Raw genomic sequence first — 18,802 nt, 5'->3', positions numbered from 1 at the left:
TCCCCTTCGCAAGGAGTGAGCAAGATGTTTAGGAAACAGCGTAAAGTAAAACGCTATCACAATATTTACCGGGGCAGTGTGACCTCTTCTCCGTTTTTCAAGCTGGGAGCTTCCGCTGCGGCACTGGCTGTGCTGATTGCGGCAGGCTGGTTCCTGTATGAGCCGGTCTATCAGTTTGTCATGGGGATCGGTCAGGAAAAGGAACCGGTATCCACAGCGGAACAGCCGTCTGAACCCGAGTCGGAATCGGATGGATTCCTCTCAGGGCTGTTCGGCGGCGGGGAGGAGAGCGAAACCGAATCCTCCCAGTCCCAGCCGGAAGCGGTGGAAGCCGTTCAGCTGCATGGGGTGTATATGCCCGAATCCATTCTGCTGGACAGCACCCAGCGCAGTCAGTTTATCCAGGCCTGTGCTTCCAATGGGATCAATGCCATCTTCTTTGATCTCAAGAACGACAAGGGTTACCTGACCTATCAGAGCTCGCTGTCGCAGGCTGCGGAGCTGGGTTCCCAGTCCGCCTCGGCGGTGGATCTCAGCCAGGTGACTGCGGAGATGGAAGCCGCCGGGATCACCCCCATCGGCAGGATCTATGCCTTCAAGGACCCGTTGGCAGCTTCGGCAAAACTGGAGGCAGCGGTGCACTATCAGGGCACAGAATGGGCCTGGCTGGATAACTCGGCTGCCATGGGCGGTAAAGCCTGGCTCAACCCGGTGAATGAGTATGCCCAGAGCTATATCTCGGACCTTGCGGCAGAAGCCGTGGGCAAGGGGGTAAAGCAGGTGATTCTGGACTGCGTGCAGTTCCCGTCCGGCTATTCGCTGGAGATGGCGGATTACGGGCAGGAGCTCACCGAGGAGAATAAATCCGCTGTGCTGGGGGACTTCATCGAGAGCGTGGATACCCGTGTCCGGGAGGCAGGCGGTGAGACTGCTGTGTATCTGTCGGCGCCGACCCTGCTGAGCTCTTCCAGTGGGCAGTATGGCTCAGATCCGTTCCAGCTCACCCGATGCGGCGTGGTGCTGGGCGTGATGCCGGCTTCCTTCGGCAATGCGTACAGCTCCGGGGAGCTGGTGCTGGAAGCCCCGGCACTGGACCCCTATGCCACCGTACAGGCGGCACTGGCAGCCTGCAAGGATAAGCTGCTTTCGGACGAAGTGACCGTGCTGCTGCAGAGCTATACTTCCGGCACACTGAGTTCGCTGAAAAACAAGACCTATACCGGGGAAGATGTGGATTCCCAGATCCGGGCAGCGCAGGAGAGCGGCTATGAGAGCTACCTGCTGTACAGCCCTGACGGCAATTACAGCATCGTCTTTGGTGAATAAAACCGCACAGAAGCCGTCTGGAACAGCCAGGCGGCTTTTTTGTATGCTGTTTTCTGTGGAAAAAAGAGCATCTCTGTGGTACAATGAAAGTACAATACAGACACTGACAGGAGGTATTTTTATGCCAACACCACATAATGCCGCTCAGATGGGCGATATCGCGAAAACCGTTCTCATGCCCGGAGATCCCCTGCGGGCCAAATATATTGCGGAGCACTATCTCACCGATGTGACCTGCTACAACACAGTCCGCAATATGCTGGGCTTTACCGGTTATTACAAGGGCAAGCGCGTGTCGGTGCAGGGCAGCGGCATGGGCATCCCGTCCATCGGAATCTATTCCCATGAGCTCTACACCCTGTACGGCGTGGAAAATATCATCCGCATCGGTTCCGCCGGAGCCATCGCTGAAGATGTCCATATCCGGGATATTGTCATCGGTATGGGCGCCTGCACCAACTCCAATTATGCCATGCAGTACCGCCTGCCCGGCACCTTTGCGCCCATTGCAAGCTATGGTCTGCTGGAAAAGGCAGTCAATGCCGCCAAGGCCGCAGGGGTAAGCTATAAGGTGGGCAATGTCTTCTCCAGCGATACCTTCTATGATGACGCCGGTTCCCTGGGCGACTGGCGCAAGATGGGCGTCCTTGCTGTGGAGATGGAGTCGGCAGCCCTGTATATGAATGCCGCCCGTACTGGTAAGAATGCCCTCTGCCTGCTGACGATCTCGGATAATCCCTTCACCGGGGAGGAGACCACGGCGGAGGAGCGTCAGAATTCCTTTACCCAGATGATGGAAATCGCTCTGGAGATTGCGGAATAAGGAGGGAAGCACATGGAGGATAACAGAAGACTGTTTCTGATTGTACTGGACAGCGTCGGCATCGGGGAAGCCCCGGATGCCGCCCAGTTCGGCGATGAAGGGAGCAATACCGTCCGTGCCGCTGTGGAGGCCGGAGCGAATCTGCCCAACCTGCGCCGCCTGGGACTGTTCAACATTGACGGCATGGACTGGACCGAGCCGGAAGCCGCGCCCATCGGCGCCTTCGGACGGATGCGGGAAGCCAGCATGGGCAAGGATACCACCATCGGTCACTGGGAGATCGCCGGTGTTGTATCGCCGAAGCCGCTGCCCACCTTCCCGGACGGCTTCCCGCCGGAGATCATCCGGAACTTCGAGAAGCTCACCGGGCGGAAGGTAATCTGCAATAAGCCCTATTCGGGCACCCAGCTGCTGCTGGACTATGGCCGGGAGCATGTGGAAACCGGTGCGCTGATGGTTTACACCTCGGCGGACAGTGTGTTCCAGGTGGCAGCCCATGAGGATATTGTCCCCATTGAGGAGCTCTACCATGATTGCGAACTGGCCCGGGAAATGCTCACTGGCGACTATGCGGTGGGCCGGGTGATTGCCCGTCCGTTTGTGGGCGAGTACCCGAACTACACCCGTACTGCCCGCCGGCATGACTACTCGCTGCAGCCGCCCCGTGCCACCATGCTCAACAACCTGGAAGACGCCGGATATGAGTGCATCGGTGTCGGCAAGATCTCGGACATCTTTGCCGGCAGCGGCATCACCCAGCAGATCCGCACCCAGAACAACACCGACGGCATCGCCAAGACCCTTGACCTCATGGAGAATGACTTTGAGGGCATCTGCTTTGTGAATCTGGTGGACTTTGATATGGTCTATGGGCATCGCAATGACGCACCGGGTTATGCCCGTGCGCTGATGGAGTTTGACCAGGCTCTGCCGAAGTTTATGGAGCAGATGGGGGAGGATGACCTGCTCATCATCACAGCGGATCATGGCTGTGACCCGAGCACCCCCAGCACCGACCACTCCCGGGAGTACACTCCCATGCTGGCCTGGAGCAAAAAGATCCGTCCCGGCGCCAATCTTGGCACCCGCACCACCTTTGCGGATATTGGCGCTACGGTTCTGGAGTATTTTGGCCTGGAAAACCGGACCGATGGTCAGAGCTTCCTGAAGGAGATCTGCACCGAGAAATAATGAAGCAGACAGGGTCGGTTCACCGGCCCTGCTGTTTTTGCCCGGCACAGGACAGCCGGAACCAATCTGAAGGAGGAAACCGATATGGATTATCCCAAGCTCATTGAGGAGGCGCTGAAGGCCCGGGAATTTGCCTATGCGCCCTATTCACGGTTCCTGGTGGGAGCGGCACTGCTCGGCAAAAGCGGGACCATCTACCGCGGCTGCAATGTGGAGAGCTGTTCCTATGGCCCGACCAACTGCGCGGAGCGCACAGCGGTATTCAAGGCGATTTCGGAGGGGGAGCGGGAGTTTGCCGCCATCGCCATCGCCGGAGGCCCCGAAGGGGAGCAGAGCCCGCTGGCACATACTGCGTTCCCCTGCGGTGTCTGCCGTCAGGTGCTTGCAGAATTCTGTCCCATGGACTTCCCGGTCATTGTGGCCCGCAGCCCGGAGGATTATGAGGTGTATACCCTGGGAGACCTGCTGCCCCAGGCATTTACTCCGTTATCTCTTTAACGAAGCTGCTTTGAAGTTTCTTTCATCTTGTTGAAAGTACTGTATCCCTGTGGAAGGTATTAAAACAAATTGCCGATTTTGTATTCAAAAATCCGGAAAATGTAAACTTTCTGTTGCAGGAAAGCGTCGTATGTTTTATACTGGAGTTGCAAATATGTTACCAGCTGCCTTTCCCAAAAGGCGGCGTGTAAGAAGAAAAGGGGAAGTCTTAAAATGAAAAAGTTTTTAAGCACAGTACTTGCAATGTCCCTGATGCTGTCTCTGGCAGCCTGCTCCGGCAGTTCTGACAACAGCAGCACAGCGGACAACAGCGGTTCCAGCGAGGATCTCTACTCCATCGCCATGGTAACCGATGTCGGCGGTGTCAACGACCAGTCCTTCAACCAGTCCGCCTGGGAAGGCATCACTGAGATGGTTGAGGCCGGCAAGGTTCAGGCTCAGTACCTGGAATCCACGGACGAGTCTGATTACACTCCCAATCTGGATCGCTTCTCGGATGATGAGAACATCAAGCTGATCTGGGGTATCGGTTACATGATGGCAGACGCTATCGAAGATGCTGCCAAGAAGAACCCCGACAAGATCTATGCCATTGTTGACTCCAACTATCCTGAGAACCCCCAGCCCAACACCATCGGTGTACTGTTCAAGGCTCAGGAGCCTTCCTTCGAGGTAGGTTACATTGCCGGTCTGATGACTGAGACCAACAATGTCGGCTTCGTAGGCGGTCAGAAGAGCCCCACCATTGACCAGTTCGACTATGGCTACCGTGCAGGTGTTGCCTATGCTGCCAAGGAGCTGGGCAAGGAGATCAATGTTGACGTTCAGTATGCCAACAGCTTCTCGGATGCCGCTATCGGTAAGGCAATCGCTCTGAAGATGTACGACAGCTGCGACATCGTATTCCATGCTGCTGGTAATGTTGGTAACGGCGTTATTGCTGCTGCCGGCGAGAAGGACAAGTGGGTAATCGGTGTTGACCGTGACCAGTATGATCTGGACCCCGATCATGTTCTGACCTCTGCTGTTAAGCGTGTAGGCAAGGCTATCCAGATCGTAACCGAGAAGGTTATGAATGGTGAGAACCTGGGCGGCACTACTCAGGAGTTCACCACTGCTGATGGCTGTGTAGGTATTGCTCCTACTTCGGACAAGAATGTTCCGGCTGATATCCTGGAAAAGACTGCTGCAATCGAAGAGAAGATCATCAGCGGCGAGATCGTAGTTCCTTACGATGAGGAAACCTACAATGCCTTCATCGCTGAGCTGAACGCATAAGATATCCCCTTCGCATCCAAAAATCCCTCCCAGATTACTGGGAGGGATTTTTTATGCAGTAAGCAGGTTCCCGGTTGTGAGAAAGGGGAGAAGAAGAGTGATCAAGGCGGTTCTCTTTGATTTTGATGGGGTACTGACCATCGAGAAAACAGGTTCCGCAGCCATCACGAAATATATCGCGAAGCGGTGCGGACTTCCGGCAGAACAGGTAAGAATCTGTTACCGGAGATACAATCAGGCGCTGCTGCTGGGTGAAATGACCCATGCGGAGATCTGGCCTGCCTTCTGCGAGGCACTGGGGCAGAGTCTGGACTATCAGCTCCTGACGGATTCTTTCCGGGCCACCGAGCTGGATGCGGATATGCTCTGCCTGCTCAGACAGCTCCGGACAGAATACCGGATCGCCCTGGTGACTGACAACAAAAGCGACCGCATCCGGACAATCCTGGAATGCAATAACCTGGATGATCTCTTTGATGCTGTGGCGGTGTCTGCTGAGCTGGGGTCCGGCAAGACAGACCGGCGGATCTTTGACTATGTCCTGGAGCGGCTGGACCTCCGGCCTGAGGAGTGCGTTTTTATTGACAACGCCGGGAAAAATCTGATTGTTCCGGAACAGATGGGTATCAGGACTCTGCTTTTTGATGATGAGGCCAGAGATTTTCCCCGGTTCCAGGCACAGCTGGAAGCGGCGCTTGCCAGGTGACTTCCAGACTATCCGGAAATTTGGCTGCAAAAAAAGACCGACAGCTTTGCTGCCGGTCTTTTCTGTTAGTCTTCGTCTTCTGCCGCAACATGTCCGGGAGCTTCCCAGAGGTTGGTGAAGTAGCCGTTGGGGTCATCCTTGAGGTAGGTGAGCAGTTCGTCGTAATCGCCGCGCTGCTCATATTCCACCTGGAAGAGCATCTCCTCCAGTTCGCCCTCATGGCTGACCACCGGCTTGGCAGATACCAGATAGGTGCCGCCTTCGGTCATGGGGAAGGAGATGTCGCCATTCTCAGCAACGACCACATCCTTCTTGACGGCGGAGAATACATTGGTCTGGGTGCCCTGATCCCAGGTACTGCTGTCCAGGCGGTAAATGTATACAGTGGAACCCGGCATGAAGTTGCTTTCCCGGATGGCCATTTCAAAGGGAACCTTGAAGGATTCCGCCTCGGTTTTGAATACATATTTGGGGGTATCCCGGCCCACGGCCTTGTCATAGATGGAGAGGCGGTCCTTGATGCGCTCCATATGCAGATTGACAGAAGAGCGGTCGTCCAGTTCTTCCGGCACATCTTCACTGCGGAAGGTGAAGGCATAATCCTCAGTCTGCCAGGTGGCGGTTTCACCGGGGTAACTGGCCAGCAGGTTCAGAAACCGGCCGGATACAGCTTCCTTCTCTTCGAAGTTATACTGATTGAGCTCAATGGCATCATCAATCGCCTCATTGGCAAAGGCTGTGGAGGCACAGCCAAGGGTCAGTGCAGCTGCAAGAACAGCTGCCGTCAGCTTTTTCATCAGGGACACTCCCGTTTCCATACAGAATATTGATATGGCTATTGTAACATTTTTTCGGGGAAAAGAGTATACGCAAGAAAAATGTTTACAAATGAAGCACGAAACATTTACATAGCATCCGATTCGGATTCGGTTTCCCGCAGGAAGTGCTGGATCTGACGCAGCAGCATCTGCAGAGCCACAGCATTGAGTCCGCCCTCAGGAATGATGATGTCCACATTCTTCTTGCTGGGCTCCACAAACTGCTCATGCATGGGCTTTACAGTATTCATATACTGGCTGACCACCGAATCCAGGGTACGGCCCCGCTCCTTGACATCCCGGAGCAGCCGGCGGATCAGGCGGATATCCGCATCGGTATCCACGAATACCTTAATATCCATTTCGTCCCGGAGCTGCTGGTTTTCGAAGATCAGGATGCCTTCCACGATCACGACCCGGGCCGGATCAACCCGGACACGCTGGGGAAGACGGGTATGTTCTGTAAAGGAGTAGATGGGGTGGAGGATGCTTTCCCCGCGCTTGAGGGCACGGATATCCTCGATCAGCAGGTCGGTATCGAATGCATCCGGATGGTCGAAATTGAGCTTCTGCCGTTCCTCAAACGGCATATCATCATGGGCTTTGTAGTAAAAGTCGTGGCAGAGCAGGACAATGTCATCGCCCAGGGCGTCTTTCAGCTTGTGGGCCAGAGTGGTTTTACCCGATCCGGAACCGCCGGCGATTCCGATGACAATAGTTTTCATAGCAATGAACCTCCATGAAGGAAAATTTCGATCCTGATCGGCAAAAATCGCCGATTTCCAACTAAAAATTATAACACAGATCGAATCGGGAGGACAAGCCGGTAACCACAGAAAATTCCCAGACTGGGATTAGAAATATGAACAACATATTAACAAAAACTTCTGGGAAAATGACCAAAATATACAAGAAAAAATGCACTCTGTGCAATTACGGCAAAACTTGATTGACAATAAAGACACAATTGTTTAATATATGAATGTTAGATTCTGCAGTGGGGTGGATTCTGTCCTGCAGCAGGAAAGTAAACATAAGTAAGGAGCGTAAAAAATGTTCGATTTGATGATTCTGGCCCCGATCGGTGCCGTGGCTGCGCTCGCTTATGCGTTCATTCTCTCCCGGAGAGTAATGGCTCAGAGCGAGGGTACAGATCTGATGAAGAAGATCGCAGCTTCGATCCGCAGCGGTGCCAACGCTTACCTGAAGAGACAGTACAAGGGTGTATCTGTCTTCTTCGTAATCATGGGCGTGGTTCTGGTTGCCCTGGTCTTTGCCGGTCTGGTCAACGTATTCGTGCCTGTGGCCTTTGTAGTAGGCGGCTTCTTCTCCGGTCTTTCCGGATTCCTGGGCATGCGCATTGCCACCAATGCCAATGCCAGAACTGCCAATGCTGCTCAGCATAGCCTGAACTCCGGCCTGAAGGTAGCCTTCTCTGCCGGTGCTGTAATGGGCTTTACTGTAGTAGGTCTGGGTATGCTGGAAACCTCTCTGTGGTACTACTTCCTGCGGTTCTACTACTCGGCTCTGCCGGTTGACCAGCAGGCTCAGATGATCGCTTCCGCTATGGTTACCTTCGGTATGGGGGCTTCCGCTATGGCTCTGTTTGCCCGTGTTGGCGGCGGTATCTTCACCAAGGCTGCCGACGTCGGCGCTGACCTGGTTGGTAAGGTAGAGGCTGGCATTCCGGAAGATGACCCGCGTAACCCCGCTGTTATCGCTGATAACGTTGGTGATAACGTCGGCGACGTTGCCGGTATGGGTGCTGACCTGTACGAGTCCTACTCGGGCGCTCGTCTGTCTGCTGCTGCTCTGGCTGTATCTGCCGGCTTCGGCTTCACCGGTATGGCTCTGCCCATGGCTCTGGCTGCCATCGGTATCTTCGCTTCCATCATCGGTTCCTTCTTCGTTAAGACCAATGAGGACGCTTCCCAGAAGCAGCTGCTCAGCGCTCTGAGAAGAGGTACCTACATCGCTGGCGCTCTGGTTGCCATCGGTGCTTTTGCTCTGATCTACTTCACCCTGGGCATGGATTACATCGGCCTGTACGGTGCAATCATCAGCGGTCTGGTTGCTGGTATCCTGATCGGTTACTTCACCGAGTACTACACTTCGGATACCTACAAGCCCACCCAGAAGCTGGCTGGCACTTCTGTAACCGGTCCCGCAACCGTTATTATCAGCGGTCTGTCTCTGGGTATGATTTCTACCTTTATCCCTGTTATCATCGTCAGCGTTTCCGTAATCATCAGCTTCTATGTATCTGGTGGTGCAGCTGACTACAATGCCGGTCTGTTCGGTATTGCTCTGTCTGCTGTTGGTATGCTGTCCACTCTGGGTATCACTCTGGCTACTGATGCTTACGGCCCTGTTGCCGATAACGCTGGCGGTATTGCCGAGATGGCTGGCCTGGGTGAGGAAGTTCGTGACCGTACCGATGCTCTGGACTCCCTGGGCAACACCACTGCTGCTACCGGTAAGGGCTTTGCCATCGGTTCCGCAGCTCTGACTGCTCTGGCTCTGATCGCTTCCTACATCGATCAGGTCAAGCTGATTTCTCCCGATTACAACTTCGATCTGAGCATCATGAACCCGCCTGTACTGATTGGTACTTTCATCGGCGGTATGCTGCCCTTCGTATTTGCTGCCTTCACCATGGAGTCGGTAGGTACTGCTGCACAGAGCGTTGTTAAGGAAGTACGCCGTCAGTTCAAGGAGATCCCTGGCCTGATGGAAGGTACTGCTGAGCCTGACTACGCAAGCTGCGTAGACCTCTGCACCAAGTCTGCTCAGAAGGAAATGGTTCCTCCGGCAATCCTGGCTGTAGTAGCTCCTCTGGTAGTTGGTCTGATCCTGGGCGTCAAGGGTGTAACCGGTATGCTGGCTGGTTCTACTGTAACTGGTTTTGCTCTGGCTGTTATGATGTCCAACGCCGGTGGTGCTTGGGATAACGCCAAGAAGCACATCGAGGCTGGCAACCTGGGCGGCAAGGGCAGCGAGAACCACAAGGCTGCTGTTGTAGGCGATACCGTTGGTGACCCCTTCAAGGATACTTCCGGTCCGGCTATCAACATTCTGATCAAGCTGCTGTCCATCGTTTCCATCGTACTTGCTGCTGTTGTAGTAAACTTCGGCCTGATCAAGTAAATTGCTCTGAAAGAAACCTCCGGTTTTCCCGGGGGTTTCTTTTTTATATCCGGACTTCCAATTTCATTATGGACGAAAGCAGTAAATTACCGTATAATAGGGATATATGAAGAAAGAACGGCAGGTGATCGCTTGGATTATGTAAAAATGTTGGCTTTTGCTTTTATTGCTGCATTGCTGATTATGTTGATTAAGGCGTTCCGGAACTGGACACGCCAGACCAGCGCAATATTGCAGGCGATGAAGATCGGGGAGGCAGCCCGGGAGATGCGCAAGGAAACGCCTTGCTCTGTCTGCGGCATGACCCGTCTGATCCTGCCGCAGATCGCGGAGGACTTCCCGGAGTTTTCCTATTCGGAATTCAAGGCCAGAGCGGAAACCCTGCTTCTTTCCTATTTTACGGCGATCACACAGAAACAGCCGGAGCGGCTCAGCGAACGGTCCCCGGCACTGCTGGAACAGGTGCGCCAGGAGATCACCCACCAGCGGGCGGATGGCACACCGCATGCCTATTCGGAGGTCCGGCTGCATCAGACCGAGCTGGCTGACTACCGGAAGCAGGATGGGGAGTGCAGAGTTGTGTTCCAGAGCGCGGTAGGATATATGCTGCGGATCGGCGATGGGGAAGCGGAGCAAAAGCAGACCCGGTACAATGTTGAACTGCTCTATGTGCAGGATGCTGGAGCGGCACAGGAGCATCAGCTGGATGCGGCATTCAGCATGACCTGCCCCAACTGCGGAGCCCCCATCCGCTCACTGGGGAGCAAGGTCTGCGAGTTCTGCGGAACCGCAGTACAGGAAGTCAATCACTATGCCTGGTCTTTTGACAAGATCTATGAATTTGATAAATAGAAAGGAATGACAGTATATGGGAATCATTCGTGCGGTAACAGACGCAGTAAGCGGCGCACTGGCGGATCAGTGGCTGGAAGTGATCGAACCGGATCAGATGAGTGACCGTACAGTATTTACTGCCGGTGTGCAGATGCGCCAGGGAGAGCGCAACTCCAACACCAAGCGGACCTCTGCCGTTGTATCCAACGGTTCGGTGATCCATGTATATCCCAATCAGTTCATGCTGCTGGTAGATGGCGGCAAAATCGTTGATTATACCGCCGAGGAGGGTTACTACACCGTCAACAATTCCTCAGAGCCATCGCTCTTCAATGGCGATCTGGGGGATTCGGTCAAGGAATCCTTTAACCGTGTGCGCTTTGGCGGCACAACTCCCTATGCCCAGAAGGTCTTTTATGTCAATCTGCAGGAGATCAAGGGCATCAAGTTCGGCACCACCAATCCGGTCAACTACTTTGACTCCTTCTACAATTCGGAACTGTTCCTGCGGGCATTCGGCACCTATTCCATCAAGGTAGTGGACCCCATCAAGTTCTATACCGAAGCCATTCCCAAGAACGCGGAGCATGTGGACATCTCCGACATCAATGAGCAGTATCTGTCGGAATTCCTGGGTGCGCTCCAGGCAGCCATCAACCAGATGTCGGCTGACGGCGTGCGGATCTCTCATGTGACTTCCAAGAACATGGAGCTCTCCCGTTACATGGCTGATATTCTGGACGATGACTGGAAGGATCTGCGCGGTATGGAAGTGGTATCGGTGGGTCTGGCTGGCCTGTCTTACTCGGAGGAGAGCCAGAAGCTCATCAATATGCGCAACCAGGGTGCTATGCTCAGCGATCCCAATGTCCGGGAAGGCTATGTCCAGGGCTCGGTTGCCCGTGGTCTGGAGGCTGCTGGTTCCAACTCTGCCGGCAGTATGGCAGGCTTTATGGGCATGGGCCTTGGAATGAATGCCGGCGGCAGCTTTGTCGGCGCTGCTTCCCAGGCCAACCAGGCTCAGCGGGAGGCCGCGGCCCGTCCAGCTGCTCCTGCTGAACCGGCTGATGCCCCCAAGCAGGAGGCCCCGGCTGCATCGGCAGAGGACTGGACCTGTGAGTGCGGCTCCAAGAACCATGGCGGCAAGTTCTGTCCGAATTGCGGCAAGGGCCGTCCCACAGCACGGTTCTGCACAAACTGCGGCGAAAAGCTGTCCCCCAATGCTAAATTCTGCCCGAACTGCGGTACCAAAGTGGAATAAAGGAGGCCGTATATGGCAGTTGTAGCCTATAAATGTCCAAACTGCGGCGCTCCGTTGGAATTTTCACCGGAGAGCCAGAAGTTTGAGTGCTCTTTCTGCGGTTCTTCCTTCTCGGAGGAGGAGCTGCAGAAGTATGAACCGGCCCAGAGCAGCGAGCAGACGATCGTGCAGGAGCCGGCGGAGGAAGAGGGGAAAGAGGAGACAGCAGTTCTCTACACCTGCCCGAGCTGCGGCGCTCAGATCGTCACTACTGAAACAACAGCGGCGACCAGCTGCCTGTACTGTCACAGTCCGGTGGTGCTGGAGGGCCGCCTGCAGGGAGAGTTCCATCCTGACCGTGTGATCCCCTTTGCATTCACCCGGGAAGAGGCAGAGCGCCGGTTCTATGAATGGGTGGCGAAAAAGCGCTATGTGCCCAAAGGATACTTCGACACCGGCAAGACCGAGTACTTCATGGGGGTTTACTATCCCTACTGGGTGCTGGACTGCGATACATCGGCAAACTACACAGCCAATGCCAATCGGGTCCGTGTCTGGCGGGACAGCCGCAATGAGTACACCGAAACCTCTGTTTACCGCATCCATCGCCAGGGCGATCTGCATTTTGAGGATCTGACCCACTGTGCACTGGACAGTGAGGGCCGGGAACTGGCGGATGGCGTTATGCCTTACCGGGTTCTGGAGGCAATTCCGTTCAAGATGCCCTATCTTTCCGGCTTCCGGGCGGAGATCCGGAATTTGGAGACCGATGCGCTGGAGCCGGTTTTCCAGGACGACATCCATAAATATACCGAAAATCTTCTGCGGGACACAGTGACAGGATATGATTCGGTCTACAATTCCTCGCTGGATTCGGATGTCAAGCGCAAGGACTATCAGTATGCGCTGTTTCCGGTCTGGGCTTTTGTCTATACAGGAGCTGACCAGAAAAAGTACTACTATTCCATGAATGGACAGACCGGCAAGGTGGCAGGTATTCTGCCCCTTGACCGGAAAAAACTGCTTCGCGATGCAGTGCTGGCTGGCCTGGGTATTGCAGCTGTTCTTCTGATGATCGGAGGGCTGTTGATATGAAGCGTCTGATTTCGGCCTTTGCGGCAGTGTTTGTGATGACCCTCTGTCTGACTCCGGCCTGGGGCGCAGAGCCGGAACAGCATGTTTTCGATAACGCTGACATCTTCACCGATGCGGAGGAAGCAGAGCTGGAGAAGCGCATCGAACAGTTCCAGGCGGATGTACAGGCGGATGCAGTCATTCTCACCGAACAGGACGGCAGCGTCAATGACCCGGAGCTCCGGGCCCAGGACTTCTATGATGCCAACGGCTTTGGCCTTGGCAGCAACCGCAGCGGTGTGATTCTGTATATCAATATGGAGACCCGGGACGTTGTTGCCTGCGCTTCGGGTGAAACCAAGTATGTGCTGCTGAATACCGACCTGGATACGGTAATCGATGCGGGCTATGATGAGCTGGCTGACGGCGAGTATGCCGACAGTATGCATGCCATGCTGGGGAAGGCCACCAGTGTCATCAAGCGCCATGAGGTAAGCGGGGAATACGAGAACGGACAGTACACCGGTGCCCACACAGCGCCGGACGACCAGCCGCTTGGAGGCTATCCCGTTGTCTTTCTTGTGGCGGCAGTGGTTGCGGGAAGCGCCTGTACTATCCTGGTCTATGTATTCGTGGCAAAGCGGTACGGCACCCCTGTCCGGGACGCGGTTTACAACGTCCGGAACAATACTACCGTGGATCTGAGTGTCCGCCAGGATGTCTTTGTCAACAAGAGCGTTTCGGTGCGGCATATTCCCAAAAATCCACCCAGCCGGTCGTCTGGTTCCTCGGGATTCAGAACCTCCTCTTCGGGACGCAGCTTCAGCAGTTCCAGAAGAAAGTTCTGATTTCATGCGGATTTAACCTGTAAACCATTTGGCCTTTACATAGTTATATTATACTAAAAACTGCAGCGGACACAGCGATCCGACTGCAGTTTTTCCTTGTCAGGCAAGTTTCGCAGAGCAATCGCTCCGGAACCATGCTGCTGTTCGCCGGAATGGATAGCACAGAGAGATGGTTTCGGACGGGTTCTGACAGCAACCGCCTGACCAGCCGGCCCTCGTCAGGTCTGATGGCGGCACGGCTTAGAACAGGCGCGGGAACAAGGAGTTTCTGTGTCTTTTTCGCATATAAAAAGCACAGCCCGGTGGACTGTGCTTTCTGTTTTATATATCGATATTCCGGAGCCGCCGGTGGTACTCCTGTTCCCTGGCAAAGAGGAGCCGTGCTTTTTCCTCCAGGGATTGGGTCTGGATGCCCCGGCGCTGCTGTTCCCGGACCGAGAGCAGCTCAATGGTGTCCGGGCTCTGACCCTCCAGGGCGCAGGCAATCTCATAACGGAGGCTTTCCAGGCGCACCGCTGCCATCTGGTCACTGACCCCGAACCGGTCAGCCAGCCGCAGCCGGAGCCGGATCAGGCTCTCCCGGCTGTCGGGATCGGGCGGGCATTCCAGCACCAGCTCCACCACCTGACGCCATGGCATCAGGATCTCGGCTGCGCCCTCGTTGGCCTGCCATTCCAGGAAGCTGTCCTGCTGGGGGAAGCGGTATTCCCCGCACAGGAAGGGGGATTTGCTGGCGTCCCGATGCCAGCACAGGTGGAGCCACTCATGGACGGCATAAAATCCACGCTCCCGACCGGTAAGGCGGCTGGACAGCAGGATAATGTCCTCCTGCCCTGGCTTGCCAGGGGAGCACATTCCTCGCAGGGCCGGGGACTGGAAGGGGAGGAATGCGATCTGAATCCCGGGCTGGGACTGGATACGGTCAAATACCGCTCCGGAAGTGCAGCGCTCTGGCAGGCAGAGCTGTCGGCGGAGCGCTGCCGCAGCCTGATAGAGTTCTGCTTTATTTCTGATTTGGCTCATGCTTTATTCCATCCTGCTTTCTTAGCTGCAGAATTGTATTGACAGCCAGCTCAAGATCCCGGGGATCAATGCCCTGGCTCTGGGCCCGCCGCAGGCAGCTCAGATAGAGATTGTCCAGAGTTTCCTGCTGTTCCCGTCCGGTGAGGTAATCCACGCTGACCCCGAAGTAGTCTGCCACCTTTCCCAGGCGTTCCACAGTGGGGGAGGCGGTGCTCCATCGACCGATGGTGCCATTGCCGAAGTTAAGCTGCCGTTCCAGGGCAGCGATGCTGATGTCATTCCGGGCGCAAAGCTGGCGAATGCGTTCTACAATATCCATAGTATAATTCTCCTTCTGTGGCTGGCATCTCTGCACACTTTCATTTTACAATAGATTATTTTCTAATTCAAGAGCAAAATAAAGATTACTGATGTTTTCCGCTGTTCATCCGCTCCCGGAACCGGGCAGCCGAGCGGTTGAGGTGATCGGTGAGCGCATGTTCGTAACGGATGCCCAGCAGTCCCACCGCGCTGGTGATTCCAAGCACAATCACCGAGGCCAGCAGATTGCCCTCAGCGAAGTTGGCTCCGGCGAAGGTGGAGGATATTACCGAGGGAATGCGTGCAAAGGTGGACAGCACCAGGAACCGCACCGGACTGATGGAAGTGAGAGGACAGAGGTAGTTGAGGGTATCCTTCGGGGTGCCGGGGATCAGGAACATCAGGAAAATCAGGGTGTCCAGCTTGCGGGCATCGGTGAGGAAGGCATATTTCTGAATGGACTCCTCATCCACCAGACGCTGCACCAGAGGACGCCCGAACCGGCGCACAACGGCAAAGATCATGGAGGAGCCGAGCAGAATGCCGGTCAGGCAGATCAGCAGGCCACCCCAGGTGCCATACAGAAGTCCGGCTGCCAGTTCCACCGGCTCACCGGGGATAAAGGCGATCACCACCTGGAGGATCTGGATTACCAGGAAGATCACAGCGCCCCAGGGACCGAGGGCGTCGATTTTCTGCCAGACCAGGCTGCGGTTTTCCGGGATGCTGAGCCATTGCGCCACCGGAATGGCACATACAGTCAGCAGGGCTCCAAGCAGGACTGCCAGGAGGACCAGCATATATTTTTTGATATTTTTCTGCATAATACCCGCCTTCCTGACTGTATTATTTGCTATAATTCTGCTACTATTTTATAGTTAAAACATAAATTCTTCAAGTTCGTTTTGTAAACGAAGAATAAATACTTTTCATTTGTCAGAATATGTTGTATGATAGAATGGAAAGGGAGGAGGGAATGCCGTGGACAGAAACGCATTTACGGCTGATGTCCGCCCAGGCGGTCTTACGGAAGGGCTGGAGATCAAGATCCTGATCTGTTATCTGCTGCACCATATCCATCGGGGTATGAGTTTTGCGGAGATCAATGAGGTTTTCCGTTCCAAGGGTATCGCCAATTATTTTGAATACTCTCAGGAGATCAGCCGGCTGCTGCATTCCGGACATATTGTTTCCAAAAAGGAAATTGACGGAGTGGAGCGTTTTTATATTACCGATCTGGGCATCAAGACTTCGACCATGTTCGAAAAGGATGTGCCGGCAGCCATCCGGGAAACAACCCTGAAGGCTGCGCAGGATTATTATCTCCGGCAGCGGATCGAACGGGACAATGAAGTCAGGGTGGAACAGGTCAGTGATGGATACAATATCACACTGCGGATCACTGATATTGGCAGTGATTTGATGAGTCTGACGCTGTTTGTTCCCAAAGAGAGTGACTGCGATCAGATCCGGGAACATTTTTACAATGACCCGGCATTTCTTTATAGAGGAATCATTGCCATGCTCACCGGTGATGAGGATACGGTACGGGATATTCTGGATCATACCCGTTCCTGACAGCATTTGCTTTGTGAGCGCTTAATATCTGCATTGAAGGGTGTGGTCTTTGGCCGCACTCTTTCATTTGAAAAAATTTTTTATTGTTGAGGGAGAACTATGCAAGAGAAAAACATTAGTATTATCGGGCGACAGGAGTCGCCGGTAAAAACAGTGCTAAGGCTTTCGCTTCCGGCGATCCTTGAACAGATCATGTTCACCGCTGTAACCTATGTGGATACGGCGATGGTAGGTGTACTGGGTGCGTCGGCAACAGCGGCAGTGGGAATCAACTCCTCCTGTGTCTGGCTGATCGGCGGTATACTCAGCGCTATGGGCGTAGGCTTTTCGGTCCAGATTGCCCAGCGAGCCGGCGCCAATGACATCGAAGGAGCCCGGAATGTAGTGCGGACAGCGGTATTCACCTGTATTTCCGTGGGAATCGTGGCAGGAATCCTGCTGCAGATGATCGCTCCGTTCATTCCGATCTGGATGGGCGGCGCCCCCGAAGTGATTCCGCTGGCACAGGATTATGTGCGCATCTATCTGATGGGTGTGCCCTTCTCCATCCTGGCGATGGTATTTTCGCCCACGATGCGAAGTCTTGGCAATATGAAAACGCCCATGATTCTGAATATCTCCGGCAACCTCATCAACTGCGTTCTGAATTTCCTCTTTATCTATGATACCCGGACCCTGTCCCTGTTTGGGCATGAATTCACCATGTGGGGCGCAGGTTGGGGCGTTTCCGGTGCGGCTTTCGGTACTGCTGTGTCCAACACATTCGTGGGACTGTTCATGTTCAGTGCCGTTATGATCCGGGAGAATCCGCTCAAGGTGCCGCTGCACACCTGCCTGCACCCGCAGAAGAACATCATCCTGCGCATGATCGGTATCGGTACCCCGGTTGCGTTTGAGCGTGCAATTGTGGCCTCCGGTCAGGTGGTTTCCACCCGTCTGGTTACCGGACTGGGCACTCTGCCGCTGGCAGCGCACCACCTCGCCAATACCGCTGAGTCCATCTCCTATCTGCCGGGCGAAGGCATTGCCTATGCTGCCACCACCCTGGTCGGACAGTCGGTGGGCGCCGGTGACATCCATAAGGCGCAGATGTACGGCAAGACCTGTATCAAGGTCGCCATTGCCATTGCGCTGTTCGGCGGGCTGGTGCTGTTCCTGTTCCCCAAGCAGCTGATGGGCATTTTCTCCAGCGATATGGAAGTGATTGCGCTGGGAGCCAGCGTCCTGATGATCGAGGCCTTTGCCCAGCCCATGCTGGCTACATCCACTGTGTCCTCGGGTTCGTTCCGTGGCGCCGGCGATTCCAAGTGGGCATTCTATATGGCTGCCGGCTGCATGTGGGGCATCCGCATTCCGCTGTCCTATATCCTCTCTGTGGTAATGGGTATGGGGCTGACCGGCATCTGGATTGCCATGTGCCTGGATCTCAATTTCCGTGGCCTGATCTGTCTGCTGCGGTTCCGCCGCGGCAAGTGGGCCGGCAAGGCTGTGGAGCGTCTGAAGGCGCAGAGCAGCCGGTTTGACCCTGTCAACCAGACTCCCGCAGAGCAGGAATAAAAAAACAAAAGCTGTGTCATCTCTGACACAGCTTTTTTATTTGCGTCAAATGGGGTTACTTCTGGTTCTCTTCAACGAACTCCTTGGCTTCGATCACCTGATCCAGGGGAATACTGCCATCCGGGGCAGTGCGCCCGTCCTTGTGGTTGGGTGTGATGGCCTGGAACTCATAGGCGCCATGGAGCTGGGAGGCAGTTCCGGGACGGGTGAGATTCCCTTCACAATGTTCGGGCTGGGGAGAGGGTTTGGAATGCTTTTTCATGGATTTGACCTCCTTTATAGCGGTAAAAGGGATTTGTTCATAGCTTATTTTCCGCGATATGAAGCCATTTATGCAGGTTTTTGAAAAAAGTGCGAAATAAATTCAAAAAAGGTGTTGACAGGGAGGGGATAAGCTGATATAATAATCAATGTCGCCGAGAGCGAGAGACAAAAAAGCTCGAAGCGATGCGCAAAAGATGGGGGTATAGCTCAGCTGGGAGAGCATCTGCCTTACAAGCAGAGGGTCTCGGGTTCGATCCCTGATGCCCCCACCAAATATGGCCCGGTAGTTCAGTTGGT

At 54.6% G+C, this 18,802-nt stretch carries 19 protein-coding genes and 1 tRNA gene; 14 read left to right on the top strand and 6 right to left on the bottom strand.

The features are described 5' to 3' along the window. Nucleotides 1-24: 24 nt before the first annotated feature. The 6 genes from H9X81_RS04740 to H9X81_RS04715 all read left to right on the top strand — a co-directional run bounded on the left by H9X81_RS04740 (nucleotide 25) and on the right by H9X81_RS04715 (nucleotide 5,822). Entirely contained in the window at nucleotides 25-1,326 is a 1,302-nt protein-coding gene (locus tag H9X81_RS04740) for a putative glycoside hydrolase (RefSeq protein WP_204720244.1), read from the top strand. Nucleotides 1,327-1,447: 121 nt separating this feature from the next. After that, nucleotides 1,448-2,149 carry a purine-nucleoside phosphorylase gene (gene deoD, locus H9X81_RS04735; protein ID WP_177502512.1) on the top strand — a complete coding sequence of 234 codons (702 nt, stop codon included), beginning with the start codon at nucleotides 1,448-1,450 and terminating at the stop codon, nucleotides 2,147-2,149. 12 nt (nucleotides 2,150-2,161) lie between these two features. Continuing rightward, nucleotides 2,162-3,340 (top strand): phosphopentomutase, encoded by a 1,179-nt coding sequence (locus H9X81_RS04730; RefSeq protein WP_204720242.1) that lies wholly within the window; start codon nucleotides 2,162-2,164, stop codon nucleotides 3,338-3,340. An 84-nt stretch (nucleotides 3,341-3,424) separates the two neighbouring features. Then, the gene (locus H9X81_RS04725; protein WP_191391972.1) at nucleotides 3,425-3,838 is read left to right on the top strand and encodes a cytidine deaminase; all 414 of its coding nucleotides are present in this window, start codon (nucleotides 3,425-3,427) and stop codon (nucleotides 3,836-3,838) included. 243 nt (nucleotides 3,839-4,081) lie between these two features. Continuing rightward, nucleotides 4,082-5,116: a BMP family lipoprotein gene (locus H9X81_RS04720; protein WP_345941524.1), complete on the top strand. Its 1,035-nt coding sequence runs from the start codon at nucleotides 4,082-4,084 to the stop codon at nucleotides 5,114-5,116. 97 nt (nucleotides 5,117-5,213) lie between these two features. After that, the gene (locus tag H9X81_RS04715) at nucleotides 5,214-5,822 is read left to right on the top strand and encodes an HAD-IA family hydrolase (protein WP_204720240.1); all 609 of its coding nucleotides are present in this window, start codon (nucleotides 5,214-5,216) and stop codon (nucleotides 5,820-5,822) included. Between the two features lie 65 nt (nucleotides 5,823-5,887). On the opposite strand, the gene H9X81_RS04710 is transcribed toward H9X81_RS04715, so the two are convergent. After that, a complete protein-coding gene (locus H9X81_RS04710) occupies nucleotides 5,888-6,619 on the bottom strand; it encodes a hypothetical protein (protein WP_204720238.1) in 732 nt (243 codons plus the stop codon). A 107-nt stretch (nucleotides 6,620-6,726) separates the two neighbouring features. Next, entirely contained in the window at nucleotides 6,727-7,365 is a 639-nt protein-coding gene (gene udk / locus H9X81_RS04705; RefSeq protein ID WP_177502172.1) for a uridine kinase, read from the bottom strand. Nucleotides 7,366-7,693: 328 nt separating this feature from the next. Here udk and H9X81_RS04700 point away from each other — a divergent pair, with 328 nt between their 5' ends. The 5 genes from H9X81_RS04700 (at nucleotide 7,694) to H9X81_RS04680 (ending at nucleotide 13,783) form a co-directional block, all read left to right on the top strand. After that, nucleotides 7,694-9,787, top strand: coding sequence for a sodium-translocating pyrophosphatase (locus tag H9X81_RS04700; protein WP_177502171.1), 2,094 nt, complete (start codon nucleotides 7,694-7,696; stop codon nucleotides 9,785-9,787). 183 nt (nucleotides 9,788-9,970) lie between these two features. After that, nucleotides 9,971-10,639, top strand: a complete 669-nt coding sequence (locus H9X81_RS04695) for a zinc ribbon domain-containing protein (RefSeq protein WP_204720236.1) — start codon at nucleotides 9,971-9,973, stop codon at nucleotides 10,637-10,639. Between the two features lie 16 nt (nucleotides 10,640-10,655). Next, nucleotides 10,656-11,882, top strand: a complete 1,227-nt coding sequence (locus H9X81_RS04690; RefSeq protein ID WP_204720234.1) for an SPFH domain-containing protein — start codon at nucleotides 10,656-10,658, stop codon at nucleotides 11,880-11,882. 12 nt (nucleotides 11,883-11,894) lie between these two features. Beyond that, nucleotides 11,895-12,956, top strand: coding sequence for a zinc ribbon domain-containing protein (locus H9X81_RS04685; RefSeq protein WP_204720232.1), 1,062 nt, complete (start codon nucleotides 11,895-11,897; stop codon nucleotides 12,954-12,956). Beyond that, nucleotides 12,953-13,783: a TPM domain-containing protein gene (locus tag H9X81_RS04680; RefSeq protein ID WP_204720230.1), complete on the top strand. Its 831-nt coding sequence runs from the start codon at nucleotides 12,953-12,955 to the stop codon at nucleotides 13,781-13,783. The genes H9X81_RS04685 and H9X81_RS04680 overlap by 4 nt, the downstream gene beginning before the upstream one ends. A 321-nt stretch (nucleotides 13,784-14,104) precedes the next feature. On the opposite strand, the gene H9X81_RS04675 is transcribed toward H9X81_RS04680, so the two are convergent. The 3 genes from H9X81_RS04675 to H9X81_RS04665 all read right to left on the bottom strand — a co-directional run bounded on the left by H9X81_RS04675 (nucleotide 14,105) and on the right by H9X81_RS04665 (nucleotide 15,930). After that, complete coding sequence (locus H9X81_RS04675) at nucleotides 14,105-14,806, bottom strand: ImmA/IrrE family metallo-endopeptidase (RefSeq protein ID WP_204720227.1); 702 nt, start codon at nucleotides 14,804-14,806, stop codon at nucleotides 14,105-14,107. After that, on the bottom strand, nucleotides 14,787-15,125 hold the full coding sequence (locus H9X81_RS04670) for a helix-turn-helix domain-containing protein (RefSeq protein ID WP_177502165.1): 339 nt from the start codon (nucleotides 15,123-15,125) through the stop codon (nucleotides 14,787-14,789). The genes H9X81_RS04675 and H9X81_RS04670 overlap by 20 nt, the downstream gene beginning before the upstream one ends. 85 nt (nucleotides 15,126-15,210) lie before the next feature. Then, nucleotides 15,211-15,930 carry a TVP38/TMEM64 family protein gene (locus H9X81_RS04665; protein ID WP_204720225.1) on the bottom strand — a complete coding sequence of 240 codons (720 nt, stop codon included), beginning with the start codon at nucleotides 15,928-15,930 and terminating at the stop codon, nucleotides 15,211-15,213. Between the two features lie 157 nt (nucleotides 15,931-16,087). On the opposite strand from H9X81_RS04665, the gene H9X81_RS04660 reads away from it, so the two are divergent. Next, on the top strand, nucleotides 16,088-16,684 hold the full coding sequence (locus H9X81_RS04660) for a DUF4364 family protein (RefSeq protein ID WP_191391963.1): 597 nt from the start codon (nucleotides 16,088-16,090) through the stop codon (nucleotides 16,682-16,684). Nucleotides 16,685-16,783: 99 nt separating this feature from the next. After that, nucleotides 16,784-18,241, top strand: a complete 1,458-nt coding sequence (locus tag H9X81_RS04655) for an MATE family efflux transporter (RefSeq protein ID WP_177502162.1) — start codon at nucleotides 16,784-16,786, stop codon at nucleotides 18,239-18,241. Between the two features lie 55 nt (nucleotides 18,242-18,296). Here H9X81_RS04655 and H9X81_RS04650 read toward each other — a convergent pair whose 3' ends face one another. Then, nucleotides 18,297-18,503, bottom strand: a complete 207-nt coding sequence (locus H9X81_RS04650) for a hypothetical protein (RefSeq protein ID WP_177502161.1) — start codon at nucleotides 18,501-18,503, stop codon at nucleotides 18,297-18,299. Nucleotides 18,504-18,701: 198 nt separating this feature from the next. On the opposite strand from H9X81_RS04650, the gene H9X81_RS04645 reads away from it, so the two are divergent. Continuing rightward, nucleotides 18,702-18,777: transfer RNA gene (locus H9X81_RS04645), tRNA-Val, on the top strand. The last annotated feature ends 25 nt before the right edge of the window (nucleotides 18,778-18,802 follow it).

The organism is Hydrogenoanaerobacterium saccharovorans, from assembly GCF_016901815.1.
In the GTDB taxonomy this organism is placed as follows: domain Bacteria; phylum Bacillota; class Clostridia; order Oscillospirales; family Ruminococcaceae; genus Avimicrobium; species Avimicrobium caecorum.
The sequence above is the reverse complement of the archived record's forward strand: the minus strand, read 5'-3'. Positions and strand labels throughout refer to the sequence as shown.